General features: G+C 73.7%; 10 protein-coding genes and 2 pseudogenes. 7 read left to right on the plus strand and 5 right to left on the minus strand.

From position 1 onward, the window contains the following. Nucleotides 1-530 (plus strand): annotated as a pseudogene (locus IE271_RS26270) (hypothetical protein); the annotation flags it as partial. Nucleotides 531-762: 232 nt separating this feature from the next. Next, nucleotides 763-1,779, plus strand: a complete 1,017-nt coding sequence (locus IE271_RS26275) for an endonuclease/exonuclease/phosphatase family protein (RefSeq protein WP_373308838.1) — start codon at nt 763-765, stop codon at nt 1,777-1,779. A 239-nt stretch (nt 1,780-2,018) separates the two neighbouring features. Here IE271_RS26275 and snpA read toward each other — a convergent pair whose 3' ends face one another. Next, complete coding sequence (gene snpA, locus IE271_RS26280) at nt 2,019-2,690, minus strand: snapalysin (protein ID WP_190192911.1); 672 nt, start codon at nt 2,688-2,690, stop codon at nt 2,019-2,021. A gap of 250 nt (nt 2,691-2,940) precedes the next feature. On the opposite strand from snpA, the gene IE271_RS26285 reads away from it, so the two are divergent. Then, entirely contained in the window at nt 2,941-3,912 is a 972-nt protein-coding gene (locus IE271_RS26285; RefSeq protein ID WP_190192912.1) for a LysR family transcriptional regulator, read from the plus strand. Nucleotides 3,913-3,986: 74 nt separating this feature from the next. Here the strand turns inward: IE271_RS26285 and IE271_RS26290 are convergent, their stop codons facing one another. Then, nucleotides 3,987-6,086 carry a PhoX family protein gene (locus tag IE271_RS26290; RefSeq protein ID WP_190192989.1) on the minus strand — a complete coding sequence of 700 codons (2,100 nt, stop codon included), beginning with the start codon at nt 6,084-6,086 and terminating at the stop codon, nt 3,987-3,989. 244 nt (nt 6,087-6,330) lie between these two features. Here IE271_RS26290 and IE271_RS26295 point away from each other — a divergent pair, with 244 nt between their 5' ends. The 3 genes from IE271_RS26295 to IE271_RS26305 all read left to right on the plus strand — a co-directional run bounded on the left by IE271_RS26295 (nt 6,331) and on the right by IE271_RS26305 (nt 11,111). Next, on the plus strand, nt 6,331-8,541 hold the full coding sequence (locus tag IE271_RS26295) for a VWA domain-containing protein (protein WP_190192913.1): 2,211 nt from the start codon (nt 6,331-6,333) through the stop codon (nt 8,539-8,541). Between the two features lie 221 nt (nt 8,542-8,762). Beyond that, a complete protein-coding gene (metG, locus tag IE271_RS26300) occupies nt 8,763-10,487 on the plus strand; it encodes a methionine--tRNA ligase (RefSeq protein ID WP_190192914.1) in 1,725 nt (574 codons plus the stop codon). Nucleotides 10,488-10,634: 147 nt separating this feature from the next. Beyond that, nucleotides 10,635-11,111, plus strand: coding sequence for a hypothetical protein (locus IE271_RS26305; RefSeq protein WP_190192915.1), 477 nt, complete (start codon nt 10,635-10,637; stop codon nt 11,109-11,111). A 102-nt stretch (nt 11,112-11,213) separates the two neighbouring features. On the opposite strand, the gene aspS is transcribed toward IE271_RS26305, so the two are convergent. After that, complete coding sequence (aspS, locus tag IE271_RS26310) at nt 11,214-12,977, minus strand: aspartate--tRNA ligase (RefSeq protein WP_190192916.1); 1,764 nt, start codon at nt 12,975-12,977, stop codon at nt 11,214-11,216. 207 nt (nt 12,978-13,184) lie between these two features. Between aspS and IE271_RS26315 the strand changes: the two genes are divergently transcribed. Further along, nucleotides 13,185-15,365, plus strand: coding sequence for an ATP-binding SpoIIE family protein phosphatase (locus IE271_RS26315; RefSeq protein ID WP_190192917.1), 2,181 nt, complete (start codon nt 13,185-13,187; stop codon nt 15,363-15,365). 183 nt (nt 15,366-15,548) lie between these two features. On the opposite strand, the pseudogene IE271_RS26320 reads toward IE271_RS26315, so the two are convergent. Together IE271_RS26320 and IE271_RS26325 are read right to left on the minus strand one after the other, a co-directional pair. Beyond that, nucleotides 15,549-16,259, minus strand: a pseudogene (locus IE271_RS26320) (pirin family protein); the annotation flags it as partial. Nucleotides 16,260-16,379: 120 nt separating this feature from the next. Next, nucleotides 16,380-16,856: an SseB family protein gene (locus IE271_RS26325; protein WP_190192918.1), complete on the minus strand. Its 477-nt coding sequence runs from the start codon at nt 16,854-16,856 to the stop codon at nt 16,380-16,382. Nucleotides 16,857-17,040 lie beyond the last annotated feature (184 nt).

The raw sequence follows: 17,040 nt of genomic DNA on the forward strand, positions 1-17,040 counted from the left end.
CCGAGGGCGAGGTCGCCGTCGACCTCGCCCCCGTCCTCGCGCAGGCCGCCGGACGGCGCCCGGCCGGGGAGGACGCGCCGCTCGCCGCGCGCGCCCCCGTCGGGCGCGCCGAGGTCACGGTGCTGGGGTCCCGGGAGCTGACCGGGCTGCGGAAGGGATACCGGATGCTGGAGATGGCGGGCTTCTGGCTGCCCGTGACGGCGCTGGCGCTGGCCGCGGCGGGCATCGCGGTCGCGGTCGGCCGCCGCCGCGCGGTGACCGCGACGGCCCTGGGCACGGCGGTGGGCGCCACCCTGCTCGGCTTCGCCGTCGCGGTCGGGCGCGAGCTGACCCTGGCCGGGCTGTCGCCGCAGGTGTCCCGGTCCGCGGTGGGCGAGGTCTACGACGCGCTCACCGCCACCCTGCGCACCGCGGCCTGGCTGATCGTGGCGACCGGCCTCGCGGTCGCCCTCGCGGCCCGGGTCCGCGACCGCCGTCTGCGCCGCCGCGCGGCGGCGTCCGCGGCACCGCCGCGGGCACCCGTTCCCTGACGGACGCCCCCGACGGATGCCCGGTCCCGGGAGGGCCGGCCGGGGGAGGGCCGGTCCCGGGACCGGCCCTCCCCCGGCCGGCGGCAACCTCCGCCGTCCCGCCGTCGTCTTTCGCCAGAGGACGGCGGAGGATCGCGGAGGACCCCGTACGAGGTCCCCGCAAGGGGTACTCGTACGAGGTACGGGCGGCCCGGAGACGGCCCGGACCGGACCGAGGGGAAGCGGGAGCGGCTTGAGCGGTACGACGCGGACGGCGGCCGGCGGAGCGGGCGGCCGGACCGGCGGCGGGAGGGCGGCCCGGCGGCCCGGGCGGACGCTCGCGGCCTGGACGGCCGGTCTGCTGCTGCTCGGCGTCAGCACCGTCGCCGGGTGCCGGGCCGCCGACCGCGACGGCGTCACCCCCGTCCCCCAGCTGCTGGCCTTCCTGCCGTGGCTGCTCGTGCCGGCCGGCGCGGGGCTCCTCCTCGCGGCCCTGGCCCGCTGGCGCACCGGCCTCGTGTGGGGCGTGGCCGCGCTCGGCACCGTCGCCTGGTACGTCCAGCCGTACGGGAGACCCGCCGAGCCCGGCGGCAGACCCGTGGCCGGACTGCGCGTCCTGACCGCGAACGTCGAGTTCGGGCGGGGCGCCTCCGCGCTGATCGAGGCGGTCCGGGACGAGCGGCCCGACCTCGTCTTCGTCGCGGAGTGCGAGACCACCTGCGCGGACGCGCTCACCGCCGCCCTCGCGGACGACTACCCCCACCGCCGGGCCGTCCCCGGCACCGGTTCCGACGGCTCGGTGATCCTCGGCCGCCGCCCCCTCGCGCCCGCTCCCGCCCTGCCCGGCACCATGGGCATGCCCGGCGCGACGGCCGACGTCGCGGGGCACCCCGTACACCTCCTGCTCGCCCACCCGATGCCGCCGCTCCCCGGCGACGTGGGCCTCTGGCGCCACGAGCTCGGCCTGCTCCGCGACCACGCGGCGCGCTCCGCGGACCGGCCCACCGTCGTCGCGGGCGACTTCAACGCCTCCCAGGACCACGCGGCGTTCCGCGGCGTCCTGGACGCGGGCCTGCGCGACGCCGCCCGCCTCGCGGGCGCGGCCCGCACGCCCACCTGGCCCGCGAGGACGGCCCCGCCGCTGGGCGCCCAGATCGACCACGTCCTCGTGTCGGAGCACTTCGGGGCCGCCGGCGCGCGCTTCCTCGACCTGGCGGACACCGACCACCGCGCGCTCGTCGTCGACCTGACCCTGTACGAGCGGACCTGACCCCGCACGAGCCGGCCCGCCTCGTGCGAGCCGTCGTGGCCGCCCGCTCCGCCGCGTACGGGGAACCGCCCCGGACACACGGAACGGGCCGCCCCCGTGCAGGAAGGGGCGGCCCGGACCCGTGGGGGGTGGCGCTCCCGGCGGGACCGCCGCGGGCCGGGGTTCCCGGCGCCCGCGGCGGTCCCGCCGTTCGTTCTGTGTCCGCGCGGTGCTGTCCGTGCGGTGCTGTCCGTGCGGTGCTAGCGGTCCTGGTTCACCTTCTGCAGGGCCTTGGCGAGGCCGTTGGCCCACAGCTGGTTGACGCGGGAGCGCTCGGCCGCGTTCGGGGTGGCGTTGGTGCAGGACGGGCCGGGGCCGCCGCCCGACATCAGCTCGCTGCACGGACCGGAGTAGTGGTCCGGCAGGCCGAGGACGTGGCCGGTCTCGTGCGTGGTGACGCGGGTCGAGTTGTACTGCCGGTTCTGGGCGTAGTCGAGGAACACGTAGCCCCGGCCGTGGCCGTCCGTGGAGGCGTACGAGCCGCGCGAGTCGTTGCCCTCGCGGTAGGTGAAGTCGGCGTTGCTGCCCGCCTGGAGGCGCACGTTCGACACCGAGCTGTTCCATATCTGGGCGCTGCGGGCTATCTGGGTGCTGAAGGCGGGGGCGCCGGAGGCGTTGTAGACGACCGTGACGGCTGCGGCGGACTTCGGGTTCGCCGCCCGCTTCTCGGCCACGGACTTCAGGACGGCCTCGAAGAACGCCTCGTTGGCCTTCGCCTCCTCGGCCGAACCGGCGTAGGCGGCGTAGGAGGACCGGCTCGCGGCGGGGGCCGCGGTGTCCGCGGTGTCCGCGGCCGCGGGAACCGAACCGAGCGCGGCGGCCGTCAGACCGAGACCGGCCACGGCGGACAGCAGGGGCGTGGACAGACGCATCGATGACTCCTCGAGTGGGGGGTGAAGTCGTCATCGGTGAGTCTCGGTCCCTGTGGGACGCCTGTGATGATGGCAATCCGCGATAGGACGGGGCTATCACCCCGCGCCGGAGTGGTCCCCTGAGTGATCAGCCATTCGATCACTCACGGTCGTAAGTGATCGCCTTCCGTCGTTTTCCCTTGTGACTCGCCCGCTTTGGCGGGGGTTTGTGCGTCTGGTGCGCCCTGTGAGGCCGCCCTAGGCTCACCGCATGGAGCTCGAGGTGAGACACCTCCGCGCGCTGTGCGCCATCGCCGACACCGGCAGCCTGCACCGTGCCGCGCGCGAACTCGGCGTGGCCCAGCCGTCGTTGAGCACCCAGCTCAAGCGCATCGAGCACGAGCTCGGCGGGCGGCTGTTCATCCGCGAGCGCACCGGCTGCCGGCCGACCCCGCTCGGCCGCGTGGTCCTCGGCCGGGCCCGTCCGCTCGTGGCCGAGATGCGCGCCCTGGTCGCCGAGGCCCGCGCCACCGCGGCCGGCGGACCCCGGCTGCGGATCGGCTCGACCGCGAGCCGGGCGCTGGCCGGCTGGCTGCGCAGGCTGCGGCAGCGGCCGGCGACGGACCCCGCGCTCCAGATGGACGTCTCCGCGAACGCCCTGCTGCGCATGGTCGCCGACGGGCAGCTCGACGTCGCCTTCGTGCACGAGGTCGAGGGCAGTCCGCTGCGCGTCCCCGACGGGCTGCGCACGCGCGTCCTGGTCGAGCGGGAGCCGCAGTGCGTCTCCCTGCCCAACGACCACCCCGCCGCCTCGCGCCCCGTCGTCCGCCTCACCGAACTCGCCCAGGACCGCTGGATGATCGACCCGACCGTCGACGGCGAGTGGGACGCCGTGCAGCGGATGCTGCGGGCGGCCGGCATCGAGCCGCTCGTCCTGCACGGCGACTACCACACCGCCGCGTCGCTGGTCGCGACCGGCGAGGTCGTCACCGTCTGCCAGCCGACCTCGCCCTCCCGCCCGGAGGCGGCGGTGCGGCGCATCGACGGCGACCCCCTCGGCGTGCGGCTGCTGCTCGCCGCCCGCACCGAGGAGGACCTGGACTCCGTCTTCCCCGAGCTGGAGGAGGCGTACTGGGAGACGACGCTGCAGGCCCCGGCGTACCGGGAGTGGCTGATGACGAGGGGGGCGCCCCTCTTCCGGGAGTCCCGGGGAGCGCCCCCCGCCGCCGTGCGGCGGACCTGACCGTCACCCGGCGGACGGCCGGGCCGCCGCGCGCCGCGCGCCCGCGGCCTCCACGCGCCGGATGTACGCGGCCGTCACGCGCCGATGTCGGAGCCGTCCGCGCGCCACACCGCGACGACCGCCGGGCGGACGATCTTCCCGGGGCCGTCGGGCCAGGTGCTCGCCGGCTCCTCCACGGAGGCGCCGTCGACCTCGCCCGGGTGCTGCACGGCCACCAGCACGCGCCGGTCCTGGACGACCGGACCGCAGGTCTCCGCGCCCGTCGGCACCGTCAGGAACTGCTTGAGCTCACCGCGCCGGTCGCCGCGCGTGGCCACGCCGAACAGGCCGTCGTGCGAGCCGAGCGCGGAGCCGTCCGTGGAGATCCACAGGTTGCCGTACGGGTCGAAGGCGACGTTGTCCGGGCAGGAGATCGGGCTGACGTCGTCCTTGGGGAAGCCCGCGAAATAGGTCGCCGGGTCGTCGGGGTCGCCCGCGACGAGGAACAGCGACCACGCGAACTTCGTGCTCTCCGGGCGGTTCCGGTGCTCGGTGAGCTCCAGGACGTGACCGTGCTTGTTGGCGTTGCGCGGGTTGGCCTCGTCCGCCTTGGCGTTGGAGCCGACGCCGCGGTTGGAGTTGTTCGTGAGGGCGACGTAGACCTTGCCGGTGACCGGGTTGGGCTCGATGTCCTCGGGGCGGTCCATCTTCGTGGCGCCCACCTTGTCGCCGGCGAGCCGCGTGAAGACGAAGACCTCCTCCGCCGTCATCCCCTTCACGTGCGAGACGGCGCCCTCGGCGGTCGCGGTGGCCAGCGGGATCCACTCGCCGGCGCCGTCGAACTCTCCGTCGCCCGGCAGCCTGCCGGTGCCGTCGACCTCGATCGCGGGGGAGTCGCCGGTCAGCCTGGCGACGTACAGCGTGCCCTCGTCGAGCAGCGAGAGGTTGTGCTCGCGGACGGCCCGGGAAGTGCCCTTCCTCATGCGCTTGCTGCCGACGAACTTGTAGAAGTAGTCGAAGCGCTCGTCGTCGCCGGTGTAGACGACGGGCCGGCCGTCGTCCGTGAGGCGCACGGTCGCGGCCTCGTGCTTGAACCGGCCGAGGGCGGTGTGCTTGCGCGGCGTGGAGTCGGGGTCGTACGGGTCGAACTCGACGACGTAGCCGAAGCGGTGGACCTCGTTCGGCTCCTGCGCGATGTCGAAGCGCTTGTCGAACCGCTCCCACTTGCGCTCGGTGGCCCCGGTCCCGATGCCGTACCGGGTGTCGGTGGTCCGGCTGCCGTGGGCGAAGTACTGGTTGAAGTTCTCCTCGCCGTGCAGCGTCGTGCCCCAGGGGGTGGTGCCGCCGGAGCAGTTGTTGAGGGTGCCGAGCACCTTCCTGCCGGACCGGTCGGCGGAGGTCTTCAGCAGGTCGGAGCCGGCGGCCGGGCCGGTGAGCCGGAACTCGGTGGTGGCGGTGACCCGGCGGTTGAGCGGGTGGCGGGGCACGGCGGTGAGCGCGCCGGTGCGCTTGTCGCCCTCGACCACGACGGCGGACAGGCCGTGCGCCGCCCAGGCGATCCCGACCTGCTCGCGGGTGGGGTTCTCCGGGTCGTAGCCCCGGAACATCAGGACCTCGTCGGTGTACTCGTGGTTGGCGACGAGGAGCCGGCGGTCGCGCTCACCGGGCAGCGGCAGCAGCGCGAGGAAGTCGTTGTTGTAGCCGAACTGCCCGGCCTGCGCCTCGGCGGTCTGCCTGTCCGGGTCGAAGGCGGGGGCGCCGCGCAGGATGGGCTCGCCCCACCGGATCACGACGTTCTGCCGGTAGCCCTCGGGGACGGTGACCTTGTCGGCGGTGTTGGGGGCGACGGGGGTGAAGCGGAGCCCGCGCGCGGCCTTCCCCTTCGTCCCGTGGCCCTTCCCGCCCTTGTCCCCGTCCTTGCCGTGCGCGGCCGGGACCGCGGCCTGCGCCTGCGGGGCGCCGGCCGTCAGGGCGGCCGTGCCGGCGGCGGACGCCACGGTGACGACGGCGGCGGCCCGCATCATCGACCGGCGGCTGAGCGCGCCGGCGATGACGTCGCCGACGTAGTCGTTGGCCGTGGTGTTCGGCACCTCGTGGAAGCAGGCGTCACCACAGCGGAACCGGCAGGTCAGAGCGGAACGCCCACCGGGATGCGACGCCCCGTTCGTCCCGAGTATCGGCAGCAGTTTGCGCACTTGGTTCTCCCGTTGCATGCCCTTGATGTCGGCTTGACGCTAGGGGCACGCGCAGGCGGGAACGCCGACTCCGGATGAACGGAGAGTGAACCCGGCGGGGTCGGGAGGCCGTTGACAGCGGAGCACGGCGAAGGTATGTGACAGTCTCGTCCCCGCACCAAGATCGCCCGCGCCGGCCGCTAACCTTACGTGTCCGTCCTGGCCAGGGATCGACGGGTTACAACTCATGCGAAGGGTTGCGCACATGGGCATTCTCAACCTCCTGCGGAACGCGTTCGGCCGCTCACGCAAGGGGCGGGACGCGGCCGCTGCGGAGGAGCCGGCTGTACCGGAGGCCCGGCAGGAGACGGCCCCGGAAGCGGCGTCCGCCCCCGCCGAACCGCGGACGGACGAGGCCGGCACCGCCTCGGAACCGAAGGTTCCGGCGCAGGCCCGTACCGAGCCGGCGGCGCAGCCGAAGCCCGCTCCCTCCGTGGCGGACGAGTTGGTGTCGGCGGCGTTCGACAACGTGACGGTGCCCAGGCCGAAACCGGCGGCCCCGGAGCCGGCTCCGGACGCGTCCACCGCCCCCGCACCCACCGAGAAGACCCCGTCCGCGCCGTCCCGGACGGAGCCCGAGGCCGAGGCCGAGACGAAGGCCGAGGCCGAGACGAAGGCCGGGGCCGAGACCAGGACCGGGGCCGAGACGAAGGACGAGGCGGAGGCGGAGGCGGAGGCCGACGCCAAGGCCAAGGCCGAGGTCGAGGCTAAGGCTAAGGCCGAGGTCGAGACGGAGGCCAAGACCGAGGCCGAGGCCACCGAGCCGGAGCCGGAGTCCGCTGCGGCCGCCGAGGCCGCCCCGAAGCCGGGGACCGGGTCCGAGGACGAGGACGCGACGGCCCCCGCGGTGGAGGCGGCTCCCGAGCCGGCGGCCGGGGCGGAGGAGACCGCCCCGGAACCTGCGGCCGAGACCGAGCCGGGGACCGAGGCCAAGGCGAAGGCCGGGGCCGAGGCGAAGGCCGGGGCCGAGGCGAAGGCCGGGGCCGAGGCGAAGGCCGACGCGGAGGACGAGGCGAAGGGGACCGAGACGGTTCCCGCGGCCGGGCCCGCGCCGGAGTCGGCGGCCGAGCAGGCAGGGACCGCCTCCGGGACCGTGACCGAACCGGAGACCGAGGCCGCCCCCGAGCCCGGGACCACCCCGGTGGACGAGGCCGACTCCGGGACCGGGACCGGGGCCGTGACCGAGCCGGAGACCGAGGTCGAGTCCGGCGCGAAGGCCGGGGCTGAGCCGGCGGCCGAGGGCACCTCCGAGGCCGCCTCCGCCGAGGAGGGCCCCGCCGAGCCCGCTCCCGCGCTGGAGCCGGAGGCCGCGCCTGCCGAGGCGAAGTCCGAGGCCACTCCCGAGGACATCGGGGCCGAGGCCGAAGCCGCGAGCACCCCGGTGGAGAAGGCCGACGCCGAGTCCGAGACCGAGACGGAGCCCGAGGCCGCGGCCGGCTCCGGCTCGGCGGCGACCGCCGCCGGGACCGGGCCGAAGACGCAGACCGCGCCCGAGTACGAGGCCGGGAGCGAGGGGGAGGCCGAGGCCGAAACCGTCCCCGCGCCGAAGGCCGAGCCGGCGGAGGACAAGACCGAGGAGCCCGAGACGGCCCCCGCGTCCGGGCCCACGGCCGAGACCGCTCCGGAACCGCGGCCCACGGCCGAGACCGCTCCGGAACCGCGGCCCGAGGCCGAGCCCACCTCCGGGCCGGAGGCCAGGACCGCCCCCGAACCGGAGGCCGAAGAAGTCCCCGAGCCGGAGCCCGTGGCTGCCTCCGGTGGTCCGGCCACCCCCCTCCCCCGGGTCAAGTCCGACGCTCCCGGCCTGGTCACCGCCTACAAGGCCGCGGGGGAGGTCCTGGAGCAGCGGGGGCTCGCGGGCACGCGGGCCCGGGTGTACCTCGTGCTGGACCGGTCCGGGTCCATGCGGCCGTACTACAAGGACGGCTCCGCGCAGGCCCTCGGCGAGCAGGTGCTGGCGCTCGCCGCGCACACGGACCCCGAGGCCACCGTGCACGTCGTGTTCTTCTCGACCGAGCTGGACGGCACGGGCGAGCTGACCCTCGACGCGTACGAGGGGAAGGTCGACGAGCTGCACGCGGGGCTCGGCCGGATGGGCCGGACGAGCTACCACGCGGCCGTCGAGGAGATCGTCGCCGACTACGAGAAGTCGGGCTCCGCCGGTCCGGCCCTGGTCGTCTTCCAGACGGACGGCCCCCCGGACGCGAAGGGCCCCGCCAACCAGGCCCTCGCGGCCGCCGCGGAGCTGCCCCTCTTCTTCTCCTTCGTCGCCTTCGGCGAGCACGACGCCAAGGGCTTCGACTACCTGCGCAAGCTGAAGGCGGACAACGCGGCCTTCTTCCACGCGGGCCCCGCCCCCCGCGAGCTCACGGACGCCGAGCTGTACGAGGGCGTCCTCGCCGCCTGGCGCCCGTAGTCGCACGGAGCGCACGAGCCTCGGCGGACCCACCGGTCCGCCGAGGGGTGTCCCTCACCGAACGTCACCGCACGCCCCGGTCCCCCTCCCGCCGCCCAGCCCGTAAAACGGGGCGCGGGAGGGCCGGGGCGTTCGGCTACGATTTCAAGGTTCGTAGACGGCCGCCCGTGTCGACGCGGGACCGCACCGTCACCCCGAGTAGCGACCTGGGAGCAGCCACCATGGCTCGACACCTCATCACCAGCGCCCTTCCGTACATCAACGGAATCAAGCACCTGGGCAACATGGTGGGGTCCATGCTCCCGGCGGACGTGTACGCCCGGTACCTCCGCCAGCGCGGCCACGACGTCCTCTACATCTGCGCCACCGACGAGCACGGCACCCCCGCCGAGCTGGCCGCGAAGGAGCAGGGCCTGCCGGTGGACGCGTTCTGCGCGCAGGCGCACGACGCGCAGAAGGCGGTGTACGACGGCTTCGGTCTCGCCTTCGACCACTTCGGGCGCAGCTCCTCCCCGCAGAACGCGGAGCTGACGCAGCACTTCGCCCGCAAGCTGAACGAGAACGGGTTCATCGAGGAGCGGGCGATCCGCCAGGTGTACTCGCCCGCGGACGGCCGCTTCCTGCCCGACCGCTACGTCGAGGGCACCTGCCCGCACTGCGGCTACGACAAGGCGCGCGGCGACCAGTGCGAGAACTGCACGCGCGTGCTCGACCCGACGGACCTGATCGAGCCGCGCTCGGCGATCTCCGGCTCCACGGACCTGGAGGTCCGCGAGACCAAGCACCTCTTCCTCCTGCAGTCCAGGCTCCAGGGCGAGGTCGAGGCGTGGATCGACGAGGTCGCGGACGAGTGGCCGCAGCTCGCGTCCTCCATCGCCCGCAAGTGGCTGACCGAGGGCCTGCACGACCGCGCCATCACCCGCGACCTGGACTGGGGCGTGCCCGTCCCGGCCGACACCTGGCCGGACCTGGCCGCCGAGGGCAAGGTCTTCTACGTCTGGTTCGACGCCCCGATCGAGTACATCGGCTCGACGAAGGAGTGGGCCGACCAGGACCCGACCGGCGCCCGCGACTGGCGGTCCTGGTGGTACGGGCCGGACGGCGCGGACGACGTGCGCTACACGGAGTTCATGGCGAAGGACAACGTCCCCTTCCACAGCGTGATGTTCCCGGCCACGGAGATGGGCGTCCGGGAGCCGTGGAAGAAGGTCGACCACCTCAAGGCCTTCAACTGGCTGACGTACTACGGCGGCAAGTTCTCCACGTCGCAGAAGCGCGGCGTCTTCACCGACCAGGCGCTGGAGATCCTGCCGGCCGACTACTGGCGCTACTTCCTGATGGCGAACGCGCCGGAGTCGGACGACACGTCGTTCACCTGGGAGCACTTCACGGCGACGGTGAACAAGGACCTGGCGGACACGCTGGGCAACTTCGTCAACCGCGTGCTGTCCTTCTCCAAGAAGCGCTTCGGCGAGGAGGTGCCCGCGGGCGCCCCGGCCGGCGAGGCGGAGGCGCGGCTGGGCGAGCAGATCGCCGAGCTGCTCGCCGAGTACGAGGCGCAGATGGAGGCGCTGCAGTTCCGCAAGGCGGCGGCCGCGCTGCGCGCGCTGTGGTCGGCGGGCAACTCCTACCTGGAGGAGAAGGCCCCCTGGCTGGAGATCAAGACGGACAAGGACGCGGCGGCGCTGACGCTGCGCACGGCGATGAACCTGATCCACCTGTACGCGGTGGTCTCCGAGCCCTTCATCCCGACGTCGGCGAAGGCCATGCGCACGGCCTTCGCCCTGGCCGGCGACACGGCCACGTGGGTCTCCCGGGAGGAGGCGAAGTCGCTGGACTCGGTCCCGGCCGGTACGCGCTTCATCGTCCCGCCGGTCCTGTTCGCCAAGCTGACGGACGACGACCTGGAGTCCTACAAGGAGCGCTTCGGCGGCGAGCCCGCGTAAGCGCGGACAGAACGCCGCCGCGGGCCCCGGTGCCGTCCCCCGTTCAGGGACGGCACCGGGGCCCCGTCCTTCCCCTGAGAGGACCGGCCGCTGTCCGGCACCGGACCCGCTACTGGCATGCGCACGATGCACCCGTAAGGTTCCGCCATGGCAGTTCCACAGGTCATTCCGATCGCCTACGAGCCGAAGAACCGCACCGAGAGCATCGGCCGCTACGCGGACGGGCAGTTCCTGGGCTCGATCACCTACGCCTTCCCCCAGGGCTTCCGTCCCGACGACGGCTGGGAGGAGCACAAACGCCTCTACGCCGTGCTCCACACCTTCGACACCGAGGGCCGCCACCGCGACTCGGAGATCTGGTGCGCGGGGACGTGGGCCGAGCAGCAGCGCCACCCCGACGGCGAGGACTCGGTGCTCTTCCGGGCCCGCGCCCACCTGGGGAAGCTCCTGCGGAGCCTGCCCCGCCGCTCGTACACGGACATCGCGATCCGTCCGTTCCGGCGCACCGTCGACGGCGTGCTGTTCGGCCTGGTGACCGGGGAGGACGCCGAGGGCGGCTGGGCCGAGCTCCACCCGGACCGGCTCGGCTTCGGCGACCCGTGGGACGGCACGTACGACACCTGAGCCCCGGCCGCGTGCGCGCGGACGGGACCGGTACGCGGAAGGGGCCCGGAACCGTCACCGGTTCCGGGCCCCTTCCGCCGTCCGCAGGTCCTGCCGCGCGGACTACTTCGGCTGCGGCTTGCGGATCTGCAGGTGCAGCTCGCGCAGGCGCGTCTCGTCCAGCTCCGTGGGGGCGCCCATCATCAGGTCCTGGGCGTTGCCGTTGAGCGGGAAGGCGATCGTCTCGCGGATGTTCGGCTCGTCCGCGAGGAGCATGACGATGCGGTCCACGCCCGGGGCGATGCCGCCGTGCGGCGGGGCGCCGAAGCGCAGGGCGCGGAGCATGCCCGCGAACTCGCGCTCCACCGTCTCGTTGTCGTAGCCGGCGATCTCGAAGGCCTTGAGCATGATGTCCGGCTCGTGGTTCCGGATCGCGCCGGAGGACAGCTCCACGCCGTTGCAGACGATGTCGTACTGCCAGGCGAGGATGTCCAGCGGGTCCTGGTTCTCCAGGGCCTCCATGCCGCCCTGCGGCATCGAGAAGGGGTTGTGCGAGAAGTCGATCTTCCCGGTCTCCTCGTCCTTCTCGTACATCGGGAAGTCGACGATCCAGCAGAACCGGAAGACGTTCTCCTCGAAGTGGCCGGCGCGCTTGGCGGCCTCGACGCGCACGGCGCCCATGATCTTCGAGACCTCGTCGAACTCGCCCGCGCCGAAGAAGACCGCGTGACCGGCGGCCAGCCCGAGGCGCTTGGTCAGCTCGGCGACGTTCTCCTCGGTGAGGAACTTCGCGATCGGACCGGTGAGCTTGCCGTCCTCGCCGACGCGCACCCAGGCCAGGCCCTGGGCGCCCTGCGAGACGGCGTACTCGCCGAGCTGGTCGAAGAACTTGCGGGGCTGGGCGGAGACGTCCGGCACCGGGAGGGCGCGTACGTGCTTGCCGGCGAAGGCCTTGAACTCCGAGCCCTCGAAGACGTCGGTGATGTCCACGAGTTCGAGCCGGGCGCGCAGGTCCGGCTTGTCGGAACCGTACTTGAGCATCGACTCCCGGAACGGGATGCGCGGGAACGGCGAGGTGACCTCGCGGCCGCCGCCGAACTCCGTGAACAGCTCCGTCATCAGCTTCTCGATCGGCTGGAAGACGTCCTCCTGCTCGACGAAGGACATCTCCACGTCGAGCTGGTAGAACTCGCCCGGCGAGCGGTCGGCGCGGGCGTCCTCGTCGCGGAAGCACGGCGCGATCTGGAAGTAGCGGTCGAAGCCGGAGATCATCAGCAGCTGCTTGAACTGCTGCGGGGCCTGCGGGAGCGCGTAGAAGCGGCCCGCGTGCAGGCGGGAGGGGACGACGAAGTCACGGGCGCCCTCGGGGGAGGTCGCGGTGAGGATCGGCGTCGCCATCTCGTTGAAGCCGAGGGCGACCATCTTGTGGCGGATGGCGGAGACGACCGCCGTGCGCAGCATGATGTTGCGGTGCATGCGCTCGCGGCGCAGGTCGAGGAAGCGGTACTCCAGGCGCCGCTCCTCGTTGACGCCGTCCTCGGTGTTGATCGTGAAGGGGAGGGGGGCCGCCGCGCCGAGCAGCTCGACCTCGCCCACCTCGACCTCGACCTCGCCCGTGGGCAGGTCGGGGTTGATGTTCTCCGCGCCGCGGGAGACCACCTTGCCGTCGACGCGGACCGTCGACTCCTTGGAGAGCTTGTCCAGGGCCTCGTAGGCGGGCGTGCCGGGACGGGCGACGAGCTGCGTGATCCCGTAGTGGTCGCGCAGATCGATGAAGAGGATGCCGCCCAGGTCTCGGCGATTGTGCAGCCAGCCGCTCAGCCGGACGTCGCTGCCGACGTCAGAGGCGCGGAGCTCGCCGCAGGTGTGGGACCTGTACCGATGCATCGTCGTTCATCCAGTCTTCGCGGATCGGGGTCAGTCCGGGCCGGCGCCCGGTCTCCCAAGCGTACCGGCCGCCCCGGACGGCTTCTCCGAAGAGTCCGGTGGACACCCCGCACGGCCGTTCCCGGCCACGGCGCGCGGGATGTACCCGCCGGCCCGGTCCCGTCCTCTCAGTGGCACCCTCCGGCACACCCTTCTTAGAGTGGGGCAATGCGTACCGGTGATCCCCTTCCCCCGGTCGGGGACGTCCTGGCCGCTGTCGCGACCGGCCTGTGGCGCTGGAGGAGCGCCGAGGAGACGGTCACGCTGGACGCCGAGGCCGCCCGGCTCCTCGGGCTGCCCGCCGAGCCCGTCACCCTCACCGGGGCGGGCGTCCGCGCCCGCTTCCACCCCGTCGACTGGAACGAGATCGCCGGCATCGTGCAGCTCGCCCTGGCCGAGGGCACCCTCGCCGAGGCCCGGCTGCGCATCATGGACGACCGGGGCCGGGTGATCCGCACCGTGCGCAGCCGCTCGAAGCCGACGGTCACGCAGGCCGGCGCGCACGAGCTGATCGGCACGCTCCAGGAGGTCACCGAACTGCCGCCGGACGCGGCCGCGCGGACGCCCGTCACCGGCGACTGGCGCCGCTCGCGCGAGGCGTTCCTGCTGGACGCGGGGCGCGCGCTGGCCGAGGCCCGGTCCACGGAGGAGGTGCTGCGGGTCGCGGCCGGCCTGTCGATGCCCGGCTTCTCCCCGGACGGGCTCGGCGTGTTCGGCGTGGAGGGCGACCGGCTGACGGTCGTCGGCCACCACGGGCAGCAGGAGGGCGACGAGCGCCCGTTCACCAACATGCCGCTGGACACCGACTACCCCGCAGCCGAGGTGGTGCGCACCGGCCGCGCCGTCTACCTCTCCTCGCCCGGCGACTACAAGAAGCGCTACCCGGCGACCTGGCCGCTGGCCGAGCGCTTCGGCCGGCACTCGTGGGCGTACCTGCCGCTCACGGTGGCGGGCCGCACCATGGGCGCCTGGATGGCGGCGTTCGCGTACCCCGTCTCCTTCACGCCCGACGAGCGCTCGGTGCTGACCACGGTGGCCCGGATGCTGGCGCAGGCCCTGTCCCGGGCGGGCACGGCCGAGTCCGAGCGGGAGCTGACGGACGGGCTGCAGCGCTCGATGCTGCCGACGCTCGGCCCGGAGATCCCGGGGCTGCGGGTGGCCGCGCGCTACGTGCCCACGGGCGGCGGGCTGCAGGTGGGCGGCGACTGGTACGACATGATCCAGCTGCCCGGCGGGGGCCGGTTCGCGCTGGTCATCGGTGACGTCCAGGGGCACGACGTACGGGCCGCCGGGCTGATGGGCCAGCTGCGGATCGCGCTGCGGGCGTACGCCTCCGAGGGGCACCGCCCGGACGCGGTGCTGTCGCGGGCCTCCCGGTTCCTGTCCGGGATCACGGAGTCCGTCGCGTACGACGGCCGCATCGGGGACCCGCGCTTCGCGACCTGCCTGTACGTCGAGGTGGACCCGGTCAGCGGCGTGCTGGAGATCGCCCGGGCCGGGCACCCCGACCCGGTGTTCCGGACGGCCGACGGGACCGTGCTGAACCGGCCGACCGCGGGCGGGCTGCCGCTGGGCATCGACCCGGACACCGACTACCCGACGACCCGGCTCGCCCTGGAGCCCGGCGAGACCATGCTGCTGTGCACGGACGGGCTGATCGAGACCGGCGGGCACGACCTCGACTCGGGGCGCCGGCGCCTGCGCGAGGTGCTGGAGCTGCGCCACGGGGACCTGGAGCAGCTCGCCGACGCGCTGGTCCAGGCCGTGCACGGGCCGTCCTCGCACCACACGACCGGGCCGCTGGCGGACCGCCGCGAGGACGACATCGCGCTGCTGCTGCTGCACCGGACCGGGCAGGACCGCGACCCGGACGCCCGGGCCGGGCGGTTCGTGCGCCGCACGATGCTCACGGTCGCGCAGGCGGAGCCGGAGCGGATCGCGGGGGCGCGCCGGCAGCTGCGGGAGCTGCTGCACGACTGGAGGTCGGAGGACCAGGTCGACTCGGCCGTGCTGCTGCTGTCGGAGATGCTGACGAACGTGCTCGTGCACACGGACGGCGACGCGCTGCTCGTCGCCGAGCTGACCGGCGGCACGGACGCGCGCACGATGCGCGTGGAGGTCACGGACACCAGCGACGACCTGCCGCACCGGCGCCGGCCGGGGGAGCTGGCCTCGTCGGGGCGCGGGCTGGTGCTGATGGAGCTGCTGGCGGACGCGTGGGGGGTGGACCCGCGCGGCGAGGGCAAGTGCATCTGGTTCGAACTCCACGAGCCGCCCGGCCCGGCCGCCGCCGGTCTCCCGCCCCACGAGGAGCCGCCCGCGTCCCCCGCCACGGACGGTCCGGCGTAGGAGGCTCCGCTTCCGCCTCGGTGTCCCCGCGTCCTCCCGGTACGGACGGGCCGGGCGGGCCGTCCGGCGGACGGCCCGCCCGGGTGGCGCGGCGGTACGGCGGCCGGTGCGCGCGGGCACCGGCCGGGGTGCGGGCGGACGGTCCGCACGGCACGGACCGCCCGCGACCGCGGCGCGCAGGACCTACGGCCGCCCGCCCTCGGTCATGCCGTGGACGGCGGGCACGGTGCCGAGCCGGCCCTTCTGGAAGTCCTCGAAGGCCTGCTGCAGCTCCTCGCGGGTGTTCATCACGAAGGGGCCGTAGTGCGCCATGGGCTCCCGGATCGGGCGGCCGCCCAGGAGCACGACCTCCAGGTCGGGGGTGTTCGAGTCCTGCTGCTCGTCCGCGCGGACGGTCAGCGAGGAACCGGCGCCGAAGACGGCCGTCTGCCCGGTGCGCACCGGACGGCGGGCCGTGCCGACGCTGCCGCGCCCGGCCAGCACGTACGCGAGGCCGTTGAAGTCCTCGCGCCAGGGCAGCGTCATCTCCGCGCCCGGCGCCAGCGTCGCGTGGATCATGGTGATCGGGGTGTGCGTGATGCCGGGGCCCTCGTGCCCGTCGAGCTCGCCGGCGATGACGCGGAGCAGCGCGCCGCCGTCGGGGGTGGTGAGGAGCTGGACCTGGCCGCCGCGGATGTCCTGGTAGCGGGGGGCCATCATCTTGTCCTCGGCCGGGAGGTTCACCCACAGCTGCACGCCGTGGAAGAGGCCGCCGGACATGACCAGGGCCTCCGGGGGCGCCTCGATGTGCAGCAGGCCGGAGCCCGCCGTCATCCACTGCGTGTCGCCGTCGGTGATGGTGCCGCCACCGCCGTGGCTGTCCTGGTGGTCGAAGGTGCCGTCGATGATGTACGTGTGCAGGCATGGTCGGTACCTCCTTGTGAGCTGACTTTAGTTGAACATAGAACTTTCTGCCAGACCGAACGACGAACGCCCGGAGGGCATTCCCTCCGGGCGTCCTGGCGCGGGGCAGGCTCAGCCGTACATGCGGCGCATGGCGAAGTCGACCATCTGCTCCACGGCCTTGGCGTCGAAGACGATGCGGTGCTCGCCCTCCATGTCCAGGACGAAGCCGTAGCCGGTGGGCAGCAGGTCGATCACCTCGGCGCCGGTGATCACGAAGTACTTGGACTCCTTGCCGGCGTACCGGCGCAGCTCCTTGAGCGTGGTGAACATGGGGATCACGGGCTGCTGGGTGTTGTGCAGCGCCAGGAACCCGGGGTTGTCACCGCGCGGGCAGTAGACCTTGGACGTGGCGAAGACCTGCTGGAAGTCCTCGGCCGACATCGACCCCGTGGTGAACGCGCGCACGGCGTCCGCGAGCGACGGCGGCGACGGCTCGGGGTACAGCGGCGGCTGCTGGCCGTACCCGCCGGGCATCTGCTGCTGCGGAGGCGGCTGGGGCTGCGTGTACTGCTGCCCGTGTCCCACGTTCTGGTCGTAGCCGTACATGGGCCAAGAGTACCGAGGGACACGGGGGAGGCGGACGCCGCACGGACGTCCGCAGGAAGCGCGCGGACGCCCGGCGGAAGGCGCCCCCCGTGTCGCACGGGCACCTGCCGGAAGACGTTGCCCGAGGTCGCACGGGCGGTGGCGGCCCTCTCCGGTCGCGGGCGGACGTAGACCCTGCTCACAC

It is taken from the genome of Streptomyces minutiscleroticus (assembly GCF_014650875.1).
In the GTDB taxonomy this organism is placed as follows: domain Bacteria; phylum Actinomycetota; class Actinomycetes; order Streptomycetales; family Streptomycetaceae; genus Streptomyces; species Streptomyces minutiscleroticus.